At 63.7% G+C, this 17,251-nt stretch carries 13 protein-coding genes and 1 pseudogene; 8 read left to right on the top strand and 6 right to left on the bottom strand.

Features of this window, described 5'->3' with window-relative positions; all coding sequences use genetic code 11:
- Positions 1-37: 37 nt before the first annotated feature.
- Entirely contained in the window at positions 38-1,855 is a 1,818-nt protein-coding gene (locus LH19_RS17310) for an AMP-binding protein (RefSeq protein WP_201258371.1), read from the top strand.
- Between the two features lie 155 nt (positions 1,856-2,010).
- Positions 2,011-2,619: a 4-hydroxylaminobenzoate lyase gene (locus LH19_RS17305; protein ID WP_082395844.1), complete on the top strand. Its 609-nt coding sequence runs from the start codon at positions 2,011-2,013 to the stop codon at positions 2,617-2,619.
- On the opposite strand, the gene LH19_RS17300 is transcribed toward LH19_RS17305, so the two are convergent.
- A complete protein-coding gene (locus LH19_RS17300; protein ID WP_054730726.1) occupies positions 2,582-3,526 on the bottom strand; it encodes a Rossmann-fold NAD(P)-binding domain-containing protein in 945 nt (314 codons plus the stop codon). The genes LH19_RS17305 and LH19_RS17300 overlap by 38 nt on opposite strands.
- A 196-nt stretch (positions 3,527-3,722) precedes the next feature.
- Here LH19_RS17300 and LH19_RS17295 point away from each other — a divergent pair, with 196 nt between their 5' ends.
- The 3 genes and pseudogenes from LH19_RS17295 (at position 3,723) to LH19_RS29490 (ending at position 6,604) form a co-directional block, all read left to right on the top strand.
- Positions 3,723-4,874, top strand: a complete 1,152-nt coding sequence (locus tag LH19_RS17295; protein ID WP_054730723.1) for an aminotransferase class V-fold PLP-dependent enzyme — start codon at positions 3,723-3,725, stop codon at positions 4,872-4,874.
- Positions 4,875-5,088: 214 nt separating this feature from the next.
- Complete coding sequence (locus LH19_RS17290; protein WP_054730720.1) at positions 5,089-6,063, top strand: LysR family transcriptional regulator; 975 nt, start codon at positions 5,089-5,091, stop codon at positions 6,061-6,063.
- Positions 6,064-6,128: 65 nt separating this feature from the next.
- Positions 6,129-6,604: pseudogene (locus tag LH19_RS29490) on the top strand (arginine N-succinyltransferase).
- An 87-nt stretch (positions 6,605-6,691) separates the two neighbouring features.
- Here LH19_RS29490 and LH19_RS17280 read toward each other — a convergent pair.
- Both LH19_RS17280 and LH19_RS17275 read right to left on the bottom strand, forming a co-directional pair.
- Positions 6,692-8,188 (bottom strand): amino acid permease, encoded by a 1,497-nt coding sequence (locus tag LH19_RS17280; RefSeq protein WP_082395838.1) that lies wholly within the window; start codon positions 8,186-8,188, stop codon positions 6,692-6,694.
- Positions 8,189-8,430: 242 nt separating this feature from the next.
- On the bottom strand, positions 8,431-10,758 hold the full coding sequence (locus LH19_RS17275) for a TonB-dependent receptor (protein ID WP_054730713.1): 2,328 nt from the start codon (positions 10,756-10,758) through the stop codon (positions 8,431-8,433).
- A gap of 253 nt (positions 10,759-11,011) precedes the next feature.
- On the opposite strand from LH19_RS17275, the gene LH19_RS17270 reads away from it, so the two are divergent.
- Both LH19_RS17270 and LH19_RS17265 read left to right on the top strand, forming a co-directional pair.
- Positions 11,012-12,331 (top strand): metal-dependent hydrolase family protein, encoded by a 1,320-nt coding sequence (locus LH19_RS17270; protein WP_054730710.1) that lies wholly within the window; start codon positions 11,012-11,014, stop codon positions 12,329-12,331.
- Positions 12,332-12,387: 56 nt separating this feature from the next.
- Positions 12,388-13,350 carry a glutaminase gene (locus LH19_RS17265; RefSeq protein ID WP_054730707.1) on the top strand — a complete coding sequence of 321 codons (963 nt, stop codon included), beginning with the start codon at positions 12,388-12,390 and terminating at the stop codon, positions 13,348-13,350.
- Here LH19_RS17265 and LH19_RS17260 read toward each other — a convergent pair.
- From LH19_RS17260 to LH19_RS17250, 3 genes are all read right to left on the bottom strand, one after another.
- Positions 13,329-14,219, bottom strand: coding sequence for an amidohydrolase family protein (locus LH19_RS17260; RefSeq protein WP_054730704.1), 891 nt, complete (start codon positions 14,217-14,219; stop codon positions 13,329-13,331). The two genes, LH19_RS17265 and LH19_RS17260, sit on opposite strands and share 22 nt — an antisense overlap.
- The gene (locus LH19_RS17255) at positions 14,216-15,250 is read right to left on the bottom strand and encodes a 4-oxalomesaconate tautomerase (protein WP_054730701.1); all 1,035 of its coding nucleotides are present in this window, start codon (positions 15,248-15,250) and stop codon (positions 14,216-14,218) included. Before LH19_RS17255 ends, LH19_RS17260 begins: the two co-directional genes overlap by 4 nt.
- A gap of 73 nt (positions 15,251-15,323) precedes the next feature.
- Positions 15,324-15,998: a 4-carboxy-4-hydroxy-2-oxoadipate aldolase/oxaloacetate decarboxylase gene (locus tag LH19_RS17250; RefSeq protein WP_054730698.1), complete on the bottom strand. Its 675-nt coding sequence runs from the start codon at positions 15,996-15,998 to the stop codon at positions 15,324-15,326.
- Positions 15,999-16,096: 98 nt separating this feature from the next.
- Between LH19_RS17250 and LH19_RS17245 the strand changes: the two genes are divergently transcribed.
- Complete coding sequence (locus LH19_RS17245; protein ID WP_054730695.1) at positions 16,097-17,248, top strand: LysR substrate-binding domain-containing protein; 1,152 nt, start codon at positions 16,097-16,099, stop codon at positions 17,246-17,248.
- Positions 17,249-17,251: the final 3 nt, after the last annotated feature.

Below are 17,251 nucleotides of genomic sequence, written 5' to 3'. Positions count from 1 at the left end.
CGATCCCGCGGCGCGACACGGCCTGGGAGGGGCGGTAATGCAGATGGAAGACGAAGACGTGGCCAACGCGCCGATGGCCGAGATGCCCTATCGGCCGCTCGCGCTCGATATCGAACACCGCGACGACGGGAGCATATTGCTGCGTACGCCTTATGCGCCCGCCGACGTGCCGCCCTCGATAGGGCATCTTTTCGAAGCGCGCGCCGCCGAACATCCGGGCCGGCCGTTCCTCGCCCGCCGCGGCCCCAATGGGGCGTGGCAAGGTCCGACCTATGGCCATATGCGCCGCTCTGCCCGTTCGGCGGCGCAATGGCTGATCGATCAGGACATGCCCGGAACGGGCGGTGTCATGGTTCTGTCAGGCAACTCGATCGAGCATGCGACGTTGATGCTGGCCTGTTATTATTCGTCGACGGTGTGCACCGCGCTCAGCCAAGCCTTCAGCGCGATGTCGAGTGACTTCGCGCGGTTGCGACACTGTTTCCTGACAATCCGGCCCCGGCTGGTCTTCGTTCAGTCGGCCGCCGCATTCGAAGGCGCGATCCGCGAGCTTCGCAGCCTCGATCCCGACCTTGAGGTCATCTCTGCCGAAGGTGGCGGGCCGGGGATCATTCCCTTTGCGGCGCTTGTCGAAGGGGCGGCGGACGCCGGCGTGGATGCCGCGCTGGCTTCGATCGGCGGCGACACGGTCGCGAAATATATGTTCACCTCGGGTTCCACGGGCATGCCCAAGGCCGTGCCACAGACGCACAAGATGATGACGGCGACGCTCGCGGGCTACGCCGGGCTGCTCGCCGATCCGGCCGAGCGCATTCCGCCCTTCGCGCTCGACTGGATGCCGTGGAGCCATCTCAGCGCCGGCAATCTCACCTTTAACCAGAATATCTGGGCTGGTGGTACGCTTCACCTCGATGAAGGACGCCCGGTGGGCGATGCCTTTGCGACGACGCTGCGCAACCTGGTCGAACTGCGCCCCGTCACCATGGGGTCGGCGCCGATCGCGTTCGAAATGCTCGCCAGCGCGCTGGAAAGGGATCCGGAAGCCGCCAAGGCCGTTTTCTCGCGATTGCGCTGGATGGCCTATGGCGGCGCGGCGCTCTCGCAAAGCGTTGCCGACCGGCTGCAGCGGCTGGCGGTCGTCGCGGTCGGACGCCGCATTCCCTTCGTCACCTCCTATGGCTCGACCGAGGTCCAGGCCGTCACGACGGTCAGCTGGGCGACCGACAAGGTCGGCTTCATTGGCTTTCCGATCCCTGGCGTGACGCTCAAGCTTGCGCCCGTTGCCGACAAGCTGGAGGTCCGGATTATGGGGCCATCGGTGATGACCGGCTATCTCGGCCGCGCACAGCCGGACCGCGAAGCTTTTGACGAGGAAGGATTTTACCGCCTTGGCGATGCGGCGCGCCTCCTCGATGCCGCCGATCTGAGGCAGGGCATCGTTTTCGACGGCCGGATTTCGGAGGATTTCAAGCTCTCCAGCGGCACGTGGGTGTCGGTCGGCCCGCTGCGCACTGCGATGATCGCGGCGGGAAGCCCCGACATCATCGACGCGGCCGTCACCGGCGGCGACCGGCCGTTCGTCGGCGCGCTGCTGTGGGTGACGCCGGAGGTGGCGGGCGACGCCGCCCGCATTGCGGCGCTGTGCGAAAAGCTGAAGTTGTTTAACCACAGACAGGGCGGATCCTCGCGACGCGTTCAGCGCGTCCTGATTCAAAGTGATCCGCCGTCGGTGCCGGCGGGGGAGATCACCGAAAAGGGTTATTTGAACCAGCGGGCGATCCTCGCCAATCGCGCAGCGGACGTTGAGCGGCTATATACCGCCGAGCCCGACGTGGATGTGCTGATCGTCGATTGACGGCGCGGTGGGCGCGCGAATGTTGAAGGCGATGCACTAGGGCATTGCCGATATTACAATTCTCGGCGCGGGTCCGATGTGCCAGTTTGGTGCGTGCATCTTTTCTGGGCCGCAATAGACGATATGCGGCGAATTTCAGGTCGATGGTGAGAGCGATGAATGTGAACCTGCAGCGGCTGATTGATGCCAATATCCTGCTCCTCGAGGAAATCCGGGACCGCACGCCGGACGAGGAGCTTCGGCACTGGCTGAATGGGAACCATGGCCCTGGCACGATGCCTTTCGACGCGATCGTCGCGTTGGCGCGGCAGGGGTTCGAGGAAGGATGGGTCGCGGCCGACGAAGTGACGGGCCCCTATTACCGACGGCAGCCGATCGCGCCGCCCAGCGCCGACACCTTCTTCTTCAGTCTTTCGGCGGTGTATATCGACAGCAACAACGGCGACGGGGTGCCCGGACGCGAGGATGGCACCGACACGATCTTTGCAGGCCATTATCACGGCCATCCCTATGGCGAGATCAATCTGGTGATCCCGATCGACAAGGGGGCAGAGCTTGCAGGACCGGACGACTGGCAGGGGCTGGGCTGGGTGTGCGCGGCGCCCGGGACGCGGCACTATCCGGAGGTCCGGAACGGCGCGCTGCTAACGCTCTATTATCTTCCGGCCGGCCGGATTCACAGTTCGACCCCTCGGACGTTCCGGCGTGGGAGGGCGGCTAAATCCGTCAGCTTGTACGAGCGACGACCGCTTTGGCGATCATGATGTCCTGAACGGCGACGCCGGTTAGGTCGGCCACCGTGATGTCGTCGGGTGTGCGCCGGCCTGCTTTGCCCGCGATAAGCGAGCCTAGCTCTACGACATCATCCGGGCCAATGGCGCCGGCTTCGATCGCAGCGCGGATCTCCCCGCGCAGCAGGCATTGTGGGATGCTGTCGGCAACCACCAGCCCGGCGCGGCGCAGGATCGCGGGGTCGATCTCGGTCTTGTGCGGCGTGTCCGATCCCATCGCGGTGATGTGCGTACCCGGCTTGACCCAGTTGGACAGCAGATAGGGTGCGTCCGCCGGCGTCGTCGTGACGATCAGCTGCGAGGAAGCGGCCAGTTCCTCGACGCTCGCTGCCATGCGGGCGTCAAAGCCCATCTGTTCGATATCGCTCACCGCGGCGGCTGCGCGGCCGGCATCGCGGCCCCACAGCAGCAGCGTTCGGCACGGCGTGACTTGGCGCAGATAATCGGCCTGCAGGCGTGCCTGCACGCCCGAACCGCAAATGCCGATCACATCGACGCGTGGCGGCGCCAGATGGCGCGCCGCGACGGCGCCGGCCGCAGCCGTCCGGTGATTGGTCAGTTCGCCTTCTTCGAGGAGGATGTGCAGCACTTCACCGGTCTTGGCGGAAAGGATGAGCATGCAGCCCGAAAAGGGTGGCAGCCCCAGCGCCGCATTTCCGAAAAAGCCGGTCGCGAGTTTGACGACAAAGACATCGTCGCCGCGCACCACGCCATATTTGATATGAAACTCGCCATTATCCTCAGGAAACAGCAGCTCGCCGACCGGCGGAACGTCGACCTTGCCTTCGGACAGCGCCACAAAGCCGCGCTCGATCTCGCCGACGACATCGATATCGGGAAGCGCCACCAGAATCTGTTCAAGAGCCGTTATCTTGGTCACTTTGTTCTCCCCATGCAGCCGATCCCCGATCGCGCCCGCCCGTCCTAGCTGGGATATCGGTGGGCTTAGTTGTCAGGATTAGAAATCTCTGTTGATGAGATACGAGACGCATCGTCGCCGATAAGGCCCTAGACCGCCGGAATAACGACATATTGTCCGGGGCGGGGGCTGCCCTGTTTCTGGGGGAGTTTCCATCTTGTCATTCGATAATTCGTTTCGCCTCGGCGCGGCCGACGTCTTTCCGCCGGCCGAGCGCCACGTCTATCTCGACGCCGCTTCGGTCGGCCTCAGCCACAAGGGCGGCGCTGCTGCAATTTCGCGTTGGCAGAACGCGTTGGCCGAGGAAGGCACCATCGCCTTTGACGAACAGGCCGAGGTCGAATGTCTCGACAATCTGAACACCGCGGCCGCCGGCCTGTTCAACGCCGATCCCGACGGCATCGCCATCGCCTCCAGTGAAACCGTGTTGATGCAATCGCTGGCTTGGGCGGTGATGCCGGCCAAGGGGCGGCGCGTCCTGGCGACGAACAACACGCATCCTTCCACCATTTATCCCTGGAAGCGCGTGTGCGATCACACCGGGGCTGAACTGACCTGGATGCGCGCCGACAGCAGTTTGACGATCGATGTCGACGCGCTGGAGGACATGATCGACGATGATACCGCCGTCGTCGTGCTCAGCCATGTCGAATGGGGCAGCGGTCAGGTATATGAGCTCGCGCGATTTGCCGACGCGGCGCACCGGCACGGCGCACTGCTTGTCGTCGATGCGACGCAGTCGGCGGGGCAGGTGCCCATCGACGTGACGACGGGTGTCGATGCCGTCGCGACCTCGACCTATAAATGGCTCTGCGGACCTTTCGGCACCGGCATGATGTATGTCGCGCCCGCGCTGCAACAGCTCAACCCAGGGATATTGGGCTGGCGCAGCCACAAGGACATGTGGGATTTCCAGCCCGATCGGCTTGAACTGCCGGACACTGCGAAGCGGTACGAATTCGGCACGATGGCCTATGGGACCGCCTATGGCGCCTATGAATCCGTCCGCCATATTCTGGACACCGGCGTCGACCGGATCGCCGCGCATAATCGCCGGATCGCCGATCATTTGATCGACGGACTGAAGGGGCTGGGCGCGGAAATTCTCGGCCCGGAGGACAAGGCCCATCGTTCGGCCATCGTCGCGGCGCGCTTTCCCGGACGTAACAGCCGCGAATTCGCGCAGACGCTGAAGGAAGCCAATGTCATCGCCTCGCTCCGGCGCGACTTCATTCGCTTCTCGCCACACTATTATAATAATATCGATGATATCGATCAGGGCCTCGCAGCTATTTCAGCCCATCTTTAGGGCATAGCCGGGCCCCATCTTCCGGCAGCTCCGCCGCCGCGAAATCGGTTTCGCGAACCCCGCCCCTTCGTGTGCGCCGGCGATGGAGCGATCACGCGCGGCGTCGTGGGCGGCAATGCATGGGAATCTTTCGCCGCTGCGATCCATAAACCTCTTGATGTTTCCCGAACTGGTCAATTAACTGCCATCGGTTTCCGCGGAAGGGAGCATCTTAATGTCGGTGGCCATCCGTATCTTCACGGGGCAGATTTCCGATGTCGACCTGAAGCTGATCCGCACCTTTCGGGCGGTTGCCGACAGCGGCGGTTTTTCGTTGGCCGAGGTCGAATTGCGCATGTCGAAATCGGCGATTAGCAAGCAGATATCGGATCTGGAAACGCGGCTCGATGTTCAGCTTTGCCACCGGGGGCGATCAGGTTTCGCGCTGACCGTCGAGGGACAGGTAATTTATGACGCGAGCACGCGCCTGTTCGGCGAAATCGAAGGTTTCCGCAGTCAGCTGAACGCGTTGAAGCGCGAGCCTATCGGCGCGCTGTTCATCGGCTGCATCGACACGCTGATCACCAGTCAACGCACCGTGATCATCGATATTCTGGGAAGATTTTCAAAGGCCTATCCAAAGGTCGACCTTAACATCATTGTGGCCTCCGCCGCCGAAATTGACCAGTCGGTTGCGAACCGCCGGCTTCAGATCGGCTTTTCCGCCGAGCGGGGCAAGGTGCACGGAACCAAGTCGCTGCCGATGTTTTCTGAAGCCGGTTATCTCTATTGTTCCGATCGCCATCCGTTGTTCCACGTCGACGACGCCGAACTGACGGTGGACCGTTTGAATGCCGAGCGGTTCGCGCGCCATGCCTATTCTGAAGTCGAACTGCACGACGAATATAACGCTCATCTCAGCGCCAGCGCGACTGGCCAGTTTACCGAGGGAATCGCGATGCTGATCCTGACCGGTAATTTCGTGGGCTTCCTGCCGCATCACTATGCGCAGTCATGGGTAGATGCGGGAAAAATGCGTCGGCTTTTGCCCGCCGAAATTCGAAAGACGACGAATATCCGGCTGCTCTATCACGAAGACACACAGTTTTTCCCGCTGGTTTCTGCCTTTGTGAACCTGGCCAGCGAAGCGCTGAACGGTGGGGGCGAGCCGCTACGTTCGATAGGGGCCAAGTTATCTGAGCCGAGTTAAGGCGCGGCCTTATATTCGCGCGCTTTGCTGCAGATGAAATCGCGGACCTGGACGGCGCGTCGGAAGTGGGCGGCGTGTTCCTTCATCCGGAGGCACGCTCCGGCGGGCATGGACAGCTTCACGCGCGCAGCCGTTATCTCTTCATCGCGCAGCACCGCGAAGGCTTCGGCCGCGATATCGTCGTGGAGCTTCGCGGGTGGACCGACGGGGGCACCTCGCCTTTCTGGGAGGCGGTGCGCCGCAATTTTTGCGGCAGCGATTTCCGGGCCGCCGACCGTCACAATGCGACGCAGGGCAACTAGTTCATCATCGACCTAATGCCGCGGTTTCCGATTTATACCGCGCTGCTGCCCGAAACGGCGCAGGCCGTCACCGGCGTGCCGCATCCAGGATCGGTCCAGCAAAGGCGACGCTGGAGGCCGAAGGCTTTGTCTATGACGGATATGTCGATATCTTTGACGCCGGGCCGACGCTACTGCGCAAACCGATCGCCTGCGTTCGATTTCCGAAGCCTGGCTGGTCCCAGGCGGGTTCGAACTGACGCGAGCAAACGGCGGCCAGCCTTTTCGCGCAGGGCCGTCTGCTGGAATTCACCGCGGCCTAGACTAGCGGCGGTGAAGCGGGCCGCTTAAGGCTCCGCGCCGTCGCTCCGCAGATGCGAGTGACGGATACCATAGACGAAATAGAGCAGCAGCCCTGCGAGCATGTACCAAAAGAAAAAGGCCAGGACGTCCCACGGCACCGTGGTGATCAGATAGAGGCACGACCCGATGCCCAGCAGAGGGATCAGCGGATAGAAGGGCGTCGAAAAACCGCGCGGCAGGTCTGGCGCGGCGCGGCGGAGATATATCACCGACACGCAGACGATCGCGAATGCCGCGAGCGTGCCGACCGACGTCATGTCGCCGAGCAGGTTGAGATCACACAGCCCCGCCGCAAGCGCGGTGAGGGTGCCGACCAGCGCGGTATTGATGTGCGGGGTGCGGAACTTCGGATGCACGGCCGCGAATATGCGCGGCAACAGGCCGTCGCGCGCCATCGCATAGAATATTCGCGTCTGGCCATAGATGAGCACGAGGACCACCGAGGTGAGGCCGATGATCGCACCGATCTTGATCGGCGCCGCGAGCCACGTCCAACCGCCGCCGAAACTGTCGACGACCAGCGCGACCGGTTCGGGAACGTCGAGTGAGCCATAGGGCAGCAACAGCGTCATGACCGCGGCGACCAGCGTATAGATGACGGTGCAGACGACCAACGATCCGATGATCGCGAAGGGCAGGTCCTTTTCGGGGTTCTTAGCTTCCTGGCCCGCCGTCGAAACGGCCTCGAACCCGATATAGGAGAAGAAGACGATCGACGCCGCGCGCATGATGCCGTCGATCCCGAACTTCCCGTCGCCTTGGTTGGCCGGGATGAACGGCGTCCAGTTGCGGCTCACGAGGTCCTGGATATGGGGTAGGGCGACGAAGGCGCCGACGATGATAAAGGCCGCTAGTACGCCCAGCTTGATCATGACGACCAGATTGTTGAGCTTCGCCGATTCCGACAGTCCGCGCGTCAGAAGCGCGGTGAGCGCCAAGCAGACCAGAAATGCGGGAAGATTGAAGATCGCCATGACCGGCGTGCCGCCCCGGTCCAGCATCTGTCCGGGCGGCCCCGTAATTTCAGGAGGGATGTGAAGGCCCACGTCCGCCAGCAGATTCACGACATAGCCGCTCCACCCCACCGCCACCACCGAGGCGGCAAGCCCATATTCGAGCAGCAGCAGCGTCCCCATCGTCCAAGCGACGAATTCGCCGAGCGTCGCATAGCCATAGGTATAGGCGGACCCCGACACCGGCAGGGTCGAGGCGATTTCGGCATAGCACAAGCCGGCGAAGGCGCAGACGCCGCCGGCGATCAGGAATGACAGAAGGACTGCCGGTCCGGCATGAAGCGCGGCGGCGCTGCCTGTCCGGACGAAAATGCCCGCGCCGATGATGCAGCCCACACCGATGAGAAGCAGGTGCCACTTGCCCAAGGTTCGATCGAGCTGGCTGGTCGCGGCCTCGTGCTGGATCTGCGCGATCGACTTGCGCGCGGACATCTTGTCGAAAAGCCTGAAGTTCGGCTTGCTTTTCATGCTTTTTCCCAGTGTCTTGTGTGTTCCGGGTCTTGTTGCACGGGCCTGCCCGGGCAGGCGCGCCCTGCCCAGGGGCGCCCGACGATCGAAGCGGCTCACCCATGCCCGCGAACGGACATCGATGAGCCGCCTGAATGTCCCCGCAAAACCGGATCGGCTGTGTTAGGTCCCCGCCGTCACGGGGGGATCGGGACTATCGAAAGCTGTCCCGAGGACCGGGACTTGTCGAATGTTGTCCGCGGTCAGAAACTTCTGCTGACCGAGACGCCGATGGTCCGCGGCGTGCTCGCGGTGCCCGAAGGTCCCGCATAGCTGTCGTCGGTCGCCGCCAGATAGGTCAGGCCGGTCACGTCGAACACATTGTTCACGAAGACCGAGAACCGCCACGCCGCGTCATCCAGTTCCAGGTTGAGGCGCGTGTTGAGCAGCCAATAGGACGGAAGCTTGGCGTTCGTCGCGCTGGTCCGCGGGAATTCCGACCAGGACGAGCCCTGATACGACAGGTTGGAAATCCACGCGACCGACGCGCTGTCCGACACCGGCACGCGATATTCGGTGTTGATCGAGCCCGAGAGGCGCGGGATGTACGGGACCCGGTCGCCCTTCCGGCCTGCCGCACGGACATTGGCGTTGAGCTGGTCTTCGGTCAGCTTGGCGTCGATATAACTCGCGTTTGTGCTGATGGTCAGATTGTCGCCAATCCGGGCGTTGACCTCGCCTTCGAGGCCGCGGATTCGGGCCGCGCCGGCGTTCGAAAGGAAGCGGAAGAAGCCGCCGCTCGCCGGGACGCCGGTGACCTGCATGTCGTCCCAGTCGGTCTGGAAGACCGCGAGGCTGAGGTCAACGCGGCGATCGAGAAGCTGCGTCTTGGCGCCCAGCTCATAGGTCCACAGGCTGTCCGCCCGATACGGCGTAAGCGCGCTGGCGAGGCCCAGAACTTGGTTTGCGCCGCCCGGCCTGAAGCCCTGCGAAGCTTGGGCATAGATCATCGTGCCGTCGGTGGGCTTGTACGAGATATTGCCCTTGAGAACCCAGCCCTTCTCGCTCGTCCGGAAGGTCGTGGGAGGCGTCGCGACCGCCGCCAGAAGATCCCACGGGATTGTCACCGCGCCCGTGATACGCTTTTTGTAGGAATAGCGCCGCGCGCCGACCGTGAGGTCCAGCTGCTCCGTCGGCGAAAAGGTCGCTTCGCCGAAAAAGGCCGTTTGAACATAGCGTTGGTTGACGAAACGGCTGGTCGGAATGCGTTCCGGGAAATAGGCCTCGCCGGTCACCGGATCGACGCCGATGTCTTTACTGACCAATCCATCTTTGCGGGTTTCGCGGTAGATGCCGGCGGTCCAGGCAAATTTCCCCGAATTCTGCGAACCGAGACGGAACTCGTTGATGAAGCTCTTCGTCGTCATCGGCTGTGCGACCAGCGACGGCAAGAACGTGTCGACATAGTTCGAGAAGTCGGTGAGTTCCGGCGCCGTGCAGGGACGCGCGAACTGCTGCCGGATCCACATGCAGCCGAAGTCGGACTTTAGGCTCTCCAGATAGACCGTGTCGTCGAAGGTGTAATAGGAACGGCGATCGATATAGCTCGAAATCGCGGTCACGTTTACGGCCCCGGCGTCCCAGTTCACCGTCCCGCTATAAATATCCATGTCGTCCGAAAACGGCTGTTTCAGACGGCTTTCGGACTGGAATTTCCCGAGGGCCGGCGTGTAGATCGAATTCGCCGAGTCCATGCGCTGGATATAGACCCCGGCGTCGAAGGTCAGGTTCGGGGTCGGCGTGACCCGCACCAGCAGGCGGCCGCCATAGCTGTCGGCGCCATTGACATTCTTCAGGCCCAGGGCCGGATAATCGACATAGCCGCCAACGTCATGCTTATACATGACAAGGCGCGCGGCGATCAGATCGTCGACCACCGGAACATTGACCATGCCCTGCACGCCATAGCTCGCTTCGCCGTGGCGCGTCGTCTGCACATTACCCTCGACGCGGCCTTCAAAATCCATCGACGGCTTTTTGTTGATGAAACGGATCGCACCGGTCATCGCCCCCGATCCATAGAGCGTGCCCTGCGGGCCGCGCAGCACTTCAACGCGTTCGATGTCGAAAAGCTTGAGGTCGGGAGAGCGGCCGCCGGGATCGCTCGCCGGGCCAAGCGAGCCGGGGATCGAAATATCGTCGAAATAGGTTCCGACGGTCGCCTCGCCGGCGGATACGATGCCGCGGATCGAGATGCGGTTACGGCCGGGGCCGTTGTCGACCAGCCGCAGGCTGGGCGTCCGCGCAGCGAAGTCGCGGATGGAGGTCGATCCAGTTTCGGCCAGTGCCTCGCCGTCAAAGGCGGAGATCGCGGCGGGCGTCTCCAGCAGCGTTGTTTCGCGCCGAAGGGCGGTCACGACGATGTCGGTGTCCCTCTGATCTGCGGCGCTTTCCTGCGGCGCCTTCTCTGGTTCGGTCTGGGCATAAGCCTGCGACGGCGCGATCACGGCGCAAAGGCCGAGTGCCAAGAGCGGCATCCGGTTGATTTTGGCGATCGATAGTGATTGCCGTTTGGAATTTGATTTGGTCATAACTTCCCCCCTTGATAGCGGTTTTTTGGCGTCGCCGTCAGTACGGCCGCCGCCGGCCGATGTGCACAGCGTTCCCCTGCGTCACATTTTTGAAAGATATGAACGCCGGTTTGCGCACAAAAAATGCCGATGACTCGAAGTTCACTTTCCGGTTCGTGGCTTGTGACCCCATTGGGTGCGGAATAGCCTTTTTGATGGAGCGCCCGGGTTGCCGTCGGCGCGCGCGAACATGGCGTGGACATGGAGGCTTTCGATGCTGGGAAAAATGCGCTTTGCTTGCAGCGCCGCGATAGCGGTCACCGCCTTGCTGGCGATGCCGGCTTCCGCACGCGATCTCGTGATCCACGCGGGTCGCCTGATCGACGGCGTCACGGCCCTGGAAAAGGGACCAGCATCGATTTCGATCCGCGACGACCGCATTGTCAAGATCGAAAGTGGCTTCGTCACGCCCCCGGGTTTTGAGGTAATCGATCTGTCGGGGTCGACGGTTCTCCCGGGGCTTATCGATTGCCACGTCCATCTGGGCATGGCGCTTCCGGGCGTCACTAACGCGATGGGTAGCGCCTTCACTCAGAATGATATCGACCGCGGCTTTTCCGCGGCGGTTAACGCGCGCGCGATGCTGTTACAGGGGTTCACCAGCGTGCGCGACGTGGGCGGCGGTGACGCTACCGTGTCTCTGCGCAAAGCGATCGACGCGGGTCTGATGCCCGGGCCGCGGCTGTGGGTGGCGCTGGAGCCGCTGGGGCCGACCGCGGGGCACGGCGATTACCGGACGGGCCTGGACCGTGCCTTTTCCAACCCGGTATGGACGAACGGCATCGTGGATTCGCCCGACGAGGCGCGCCTTCGGGTGCGTGAGCATTATCGCCGCGGGGCCACGGCGATCAAACTCATGCCGTCGGGCGGCATCGGATCTGCGGGCGACGATCCCACGCACCAGACGATGACTGACGCCGAAATCGCCGAGGCCGTCCGCACCGCGCACAGCCTGGGAATGAAGGTCGCGGCGCACGCCTATCCGCCGGCGGCGATCAAGTCGGCCGTTGCGGCGGGGGTCGATTCGATCGAGCATGGATCCTTTGCCGATGCCGAAACCTATCGGCTGATGAAGGATCGTGGCACCTATCTGGTCCCGACGCTCAGCGTCTTCGACGTTTATTACAAGGCCGCGGTCGAGCATCCGGAAAAGCTGCGCCCGGGGACGGTGGAGAAGGAACTCGCCAACGACCTGCTGCCGAAAAAGCAGTTCCCCTATGCGGTGAAGGCAGGCGTCAGGATCGCTTACGGCACCGACCTGGGGCAGGGCGACCACGCCATGGAATTTCCGCTGATGGTCGACAATGGCCTCGGCGCGGGCGAGGCAATCCTGTCGGCGACGAAGAATGCGGCGGATCTGCTGGGCGACAGCGACAATGTCGGCAGCATCCAGGCCGGCCGGTTCGCTGACATCATCGCGGTGGAATCGAGCCCGATCGCGGATATCCGGGTGATGCAGAAGGTTCATTTCGTCATGAAGGGCGGGATCGTTTATAAGCGCGATGGCCGGCCGGTGGTGCTCGACCAGGACTAGGTTTGATCCCGGCGTTCGGCGGGACCGTTTCTTGCCGCAAACCAGAGCGAGCTGTCATGGACTGCGCGGAGCTTGAAAAACTTGCGGCAGATGTCGTCGCACAATGCGTCGCCGACGCCGATGCAGGCGTCGCGGCATCCTATATTCCCGAACTCGCGCGCGCCGATCCTCGAACGATCGGCATCGCGATCGCTATGCCGGACGGTTCGATGGTGTCGGCCGGTGCGTTTGATACGCCTTTTTCGCTTCAGTCGATCTCCAGTGTCTTCGCGCTGACGCTGGGGCTCGGGCGGATCGGCGACCAGCTATGGGCACGCTTCGGCCGCGAGCCGTCGGGTACTGCCTATAATTCTATCGTGCAGCTGGAGCGTGAAGGGGGCATACCCCGCAATCCGTTCATCAACGCGGGCGCCATCGCGCTTGCCGACCTTAACCTGTCGCCGCATCAGCCCAAGGAAGCGATCGGTGAGTTCATCCGCTTCCTCCGCTTCCTGGCCGACGATTTGTCGATTTTCGTCGATCAGAACATCGCCCGATCCGAACTGGCCGCGAGCGGCCGCAACCGCGCGCTCGCCTATTTCATGGATGCCTTCGGCAACCTCCGTCACGGGGTCGACGAAGTGCTGGGAACCTATGTGCATTATTGTGCAGCGATGCTCGATTGCTGCCAGCTTGCGCGCGCGGGCCGCTTTCTCATGTGCGGCGGACGGATGCCGAACGGCCGCGTCGTTTCTGAACGGCGCGCGCGGCGGATCCTGGCACTGATGCTGACGTGCGGCATGTATGACGAGTCGGGCGACTTTGCCTTTCGTGCCGGGATTCCTGCCAAGTCGGGTATTTCCGGCGGCATATTAGCCGTCGTTCCCGGCGTCGCCTCAATCGCCGTGCGGTCGCCCGGCCTCAACGGCTATGGCAATTCGACGCTGGGCGTCCGCGCGCTCCAGCTCCTTACCGAACAGACAGGCTGGTCGATCTTCGGCAGCCGCGGCGCGGCGACTCAGTCTTCCTCGGGCCAATAGAGCCGCATCGGATTGGCGACTAGCAGCTTGTGCTGCAGCGCCGCGGTTGGCGCGATCTGCGGGATCACCTCGACCAGCCCGCCATCGTCGGGAATGCGCGTTTCCATGTTCGGGTGCGGCCAATCGGTGCCCCACAGTACGCGATCCTGATAATCCGCGACCAGCGGGCGCACCGCCTTCACGAAGTCGGCATAGGGCGCGCCCGCCGGATCGAGCCGGTCGGGACAGGTCACCTTCGTCCATATGTCCGTCCGGCCGTCGAGCAGCGTACGGAACGCCGACATATCCGCGCCCTCCCGCCCCTGCGTCACATCGGGCCGCCCCATATGGTCGATGACGATGGGGACGGGAATGGCGGCAAGAAAGGGCCGCATCTCGTCCAGGCTGTCGGCTTCGAAATAGACGACGACATGCCAGCCGAGCCGTTCGATGCGCTTGGCGATGTCAAGGAATTTATCCATTGGCGCATCGTCGACCAGCCGCTTCAGGAAATTGAAGCGCACGCCGCGGATGCCTCCCGCGTGCAGCATGTCGAGATCCGCATCGGAAATCGCGGGATCGACCACCGCGACGCCCCGGCAGGTGCCGCCCGACACCGCGATGCCGTTCAGCGTCGCCGCATTGTCGGTGCCATGGCAGCTTGCCTGGACGATCACGCTGCGTGCGAAACCCAGCTTTTCGCGCAGCGCGAACAACGCGTCCGGCCCGGCGTCCTGTGGCAGATATTTGGCCTTCGGGCTGAAGGGGAATCGCGCCATGGGGCCAAAGACATGGCAATGGGCATCGACCGCGCCGGCAGGCGGGCTATATCGGGGCGTCGACGGGGTCAGCGTCCAGCTCCGGATGCGGCCGTTCTCGTCGGTGCTCATGCGAATATCACTCCGTCCATCAGCTTGCGCGCGGTGCGCAGCATCCCGGCCTCGACCGGCGCGCCCTTTTCATCGACCGTCACGACGCATTCAGTGACGCCTGTCGGATGCTCGACGCCCAGCGTCTTGCTGACGCCGGGGGGCACCGCCGCGACTGCGGCGGCGGGCGAACCCTCGATCAAACAGGCGGTCGCGACGCTCACCGCGCCGAGTACGCCGATCGAGGCATGGGCGCGGTGCGGGATCAGCGAGCGGACGGCGATCGCGCTGCCGTCCCGCGGCGGCGCGACGAGCATCATCTTGGGCACCGATTTTTCGGCGACGTCGCCAAGGTTCATCATCGGCCCCGCCTGCAGCCGGATCGCTTCAACCTTCGCCTTCATTGCGGCATCTGCTTCAAGCGTTTCGCGGTCTTCATAGCCAGTGATGCCGACGTCGGCGGCAGCGATGACGACGCAGGGCATGCCGTTGTCGATCAGCGTGCAGCGAACGCCGACGATCGTATCGGCGCCGTTGCCGGTCGGGAGCAGCGCGCCGCATGACGAGCCTGCGGTATCGCGAAAGGCGAGGGGGATCGGTGCGGCGGTTCCCGGGACGCCGCTGATCGCTACTTCGCCGTCATACCGTACCTGCCCGCCCGGCGTCTCGACCGTCGCGACGGCGACTTGACCGGTGTTTTCCATGAAGATCACAACGCGGGTCTGCCCGTTCGCGGGAGTCACAAGGCCGCGTTCAATCGCGAAGGGAGCAATACCGGCAAGGATGTTGCCGCAATTCTGCGCATCGGTAACGATCGCCTGATCGACGAAGACCTGCAGGAACAGATAATCGACGTCGACGCCGGGGCGGTCCGACCGGCTCACCACCGCGACCTTGCTGGTCAGCGGGTCGGCGCCGCCCATGCCGTCGATCTGACGCGGATCGGGCGATCCCATGGCGCGGAGCAGAAAGTCGTCGCGCGCGGCGGTATCGGCCGGCAGGTCCTGCTTCAGGAAATAACCGCCCTTTGACGTCCCGCCGCGCATCCACATGCAGCGTACGGCATCTTGGTGGACGCCCTCTCCGGGCGGAAAAGCGGTTCCCGCTTTTCCTGAGAGGGCTTGGTCAGACATATTTGAGGCCCATCTCTTCGAGGCGGGGTCGCATGCTATAGATGTCGAGGCCGAGTTCGCCCGCCGCAAGCCGTCGGCGCTTGTCTTCCTCGGCCGCCTCGCGCGCCTGCGCCTTTGCAAGGACCGCGGCTGCATCGCCGCGCTTTACCACGCACACGCCGTCATCGTCGGCGACAATCACGTCGCCGGGCTCGATCGCGGCACCGGCGCAAACGATCGGCACATTGACCGATCCCAGCGTATTCTTGACGGTGCCTCGCGCGAATATTGCCTTGGACCAGACGGGAAAGCCCATTTCGGTGAGGTCGCGGACGTCGCGGACACCCGCGTCGATCACGAGGCCGCGGCAACCGCGCGCCATCGCGCTCGTCGCCAGCAGGTCGCCGAAATAGCCGTCGACACAGGGGCTCGTCGGCGCAAGGACCAGAATGTCGCCCGCCTGCAACTGCTCGACCGCGACGTGGATCATCCAGTTGTCGCCCGGCGGCGACGAAATGGTGACGGCGCTGCCCGCAATGCGGGCGCCGGAATAGATTGGGCGCATATGGTGCGCGAGCAGGCCGATACCACCCTGGGCTTCGTGCACCGTCGCGACGCCGGCCGCGCCCAGTCCGTCGACGACTGCAGGGTCTGCCCGCTCGATGGTCTGTACGACGATCGCCGCCATGTTCGTCTCCTTCGCTTCGAAAGCGCGATGATCCCCTGGGGGCGACGCGACAAGTCGAAACTATACGCATGCCATAAGCTTTTGCTAAGAGTTGCAGGATGAATATCTGGAACCTTAACCTTCGGCATCTGAAGGCTGCGGCCGAAACGGCGCGGCTCGGTACGATCAGCGAGGCCGCACGCGCCGTCCATCTGACCCAGCCCGCGGTGACGCAGGCGCTGTCCCGGCTCGAAAGGCAGGTCGGCTTGCCTTTGTTCGAACGCCATCCTGGCGGGATCCGTCCGACCGAGGCGGCGCGCCTGCTCGTCCCGCGCATCACCGCGGCGCTCGACCTTGTCGGATCGCCGCGCGTGACGATGGCCGAAATGCACGCCTTCATCGCCCTGGCCGACGCGGGAAGCTATGGCGGGGCCAGCCTTGCGACCGGCCTGTCGCAGCCCACGCTTCACCGTGGCGTCCGCGACCTTTCGGTCGCGCTCGCCCGCTCGCTCACCGAACGGCGCGGGCGCGGCATCGCCTTAACCCACCAGGGGCGGCGCCTGGCGCGCAATTTCCGCCTCGCGCGGGCCGAGCTCGAAGCCGGGATTGCCGAGGTCGATGCGCTGAAGGGACAGGAAACGGGGCGGATCGCCATCGGCGCGATGCCCTTGTCACGGGCGCGCATCCTGCCGTCTGCCGTCGCGCTGTTCCTGAAGCAGTGGCCCGAGGCCGTCGTGGACATCGTCGAGGGGTCCTATGCGGAGCTTATCGAGCCGCTCCGTGATGGCACGCTCGACATATTGGTCGGCGCCCTGCGCGATCCGGGCGCAGGCGACGATCTGGTCCGGCGGCGGTTGTTCGACGACCGGCCCGCGGTGATCGGCCGCCACGGCCATCCACTCGCCGGGCAGAGCAAGGTCGACATGGTAGCGCTGGCGAGTCTTCCGTGGATTGTCCCGCCAAATGGCACGCCGCTGCGTGCGCAGTGGAACCGCATGTTCGACGCGGCCGGCATCGAAAAGCCGCGGGTGCCTGTCGAATGCGGTTCGGTGATGATGATCCGGCAAATTCTGATGGGCAGTGACATGCTGACCTTGCTGTCGCCCGATCAGGTGGCGGTCGAGCTTGAGGCGCATTGGCTTGCGCATATCTGCGACGCGCCGCCCGACGTCGTGCGAACGATCGGCGTCACGCACCGCAGCCAATGGCGTCCGACCGCGCGCCAACGGGCCTTTGTCGACCTGATGTACCACGTCATCAACGGAGAATGAATT

It is taken from the genome of Sphingopyxis macrogoltabida, from assembly GCF_001314325.1.
GTDB classification, from domain to species: Bacteria; Pseudomonadota; Alphaproteobacteria; order Sphingomonadales; family Sphingomonadaceae; genus Sphingopyxis; species Sphingopyxis macrogoltabida.
The sequence above is the reverse complement of the archived record's forward strand: the minus strand, read 5'-3'. Positions and strand labels throughout refer to the sequence as shown.

Coding starts and splice junctions, on each gene's coding strand:
- LH19_RS17310 (WP_201258371.1), top strand. CDS start 38: ATGCAGATGGAAGACGAAGACGTGGCCAACGCGCCGATGGCCGAGATG.
- LH19_RS17305 (WP_082395844.1), top strand. CDS start 2,011: ATGAATGTGAACCTGCAGCGGCTGATTGATGCCAATATCCTGCTCCTC.
- LH19_RS17290 (WP_054730720.1), top strand. CDS start 5,089: ATGTCGGTGGCCATCCGTATCTTCACGGGGCAGATTTCCGATGTCGAC.
- LH19_RS17280 (WP_082395838.1), bottom strand. CDS start 8,188: ATGAAAAGCAAGCCGAACTTCAGGCTTTTCGACAAGATGTCCGCGCGC.
- LH19_RS17275 (WP_054730713.1), bottom strand. CDS start 10,758: ATGACCAAATCAAATTCCAAACGGCAATCACTATCGATCGCCAAAATC.
- LH19_RS17270 (WP_054730710.1), top strand. CDS start 11,012: ATGCTGGGAAAAATGCGCTTTGCTTGCAGCGCCGCGATAGCGGTCACC.
- LH19_RS17265 (WP_054730707.1), top strand. CDS start 12,388: ATGGACTGCGCGGAGCTTGAAAAACTTGCGGCAGATGTCGTCGCACAA.
- LH19_RS17260 (WP_054730704.1), bottom strand. CDS start 14,219: ATGAGCACCGACGAGAACGGCCGCATCCGGAGCTGGACGCTGACCCCG.
- LH19_RS17255 (WP_054730701.1), bottom strand. CDS start 15,250: ATGTGGATGCGCGGCGGGACGTCAAAGGGCGGTTATTTCCTGAAGCAG.
- LH19_RS17250 (WP_054730698.1), bottom strand. CDS start 15,998: ATGGCGGCGATCGTCGTACAGACCATCGAGCGGGCAGACCCTGCAGTC.
- LH19_RS17245 (WP_054730695.1), top strand. CDS start 16,097: ATGAATATCTGGAACCTTAACCTTCGGCATCTGAAGGCTGCGGCCGAA.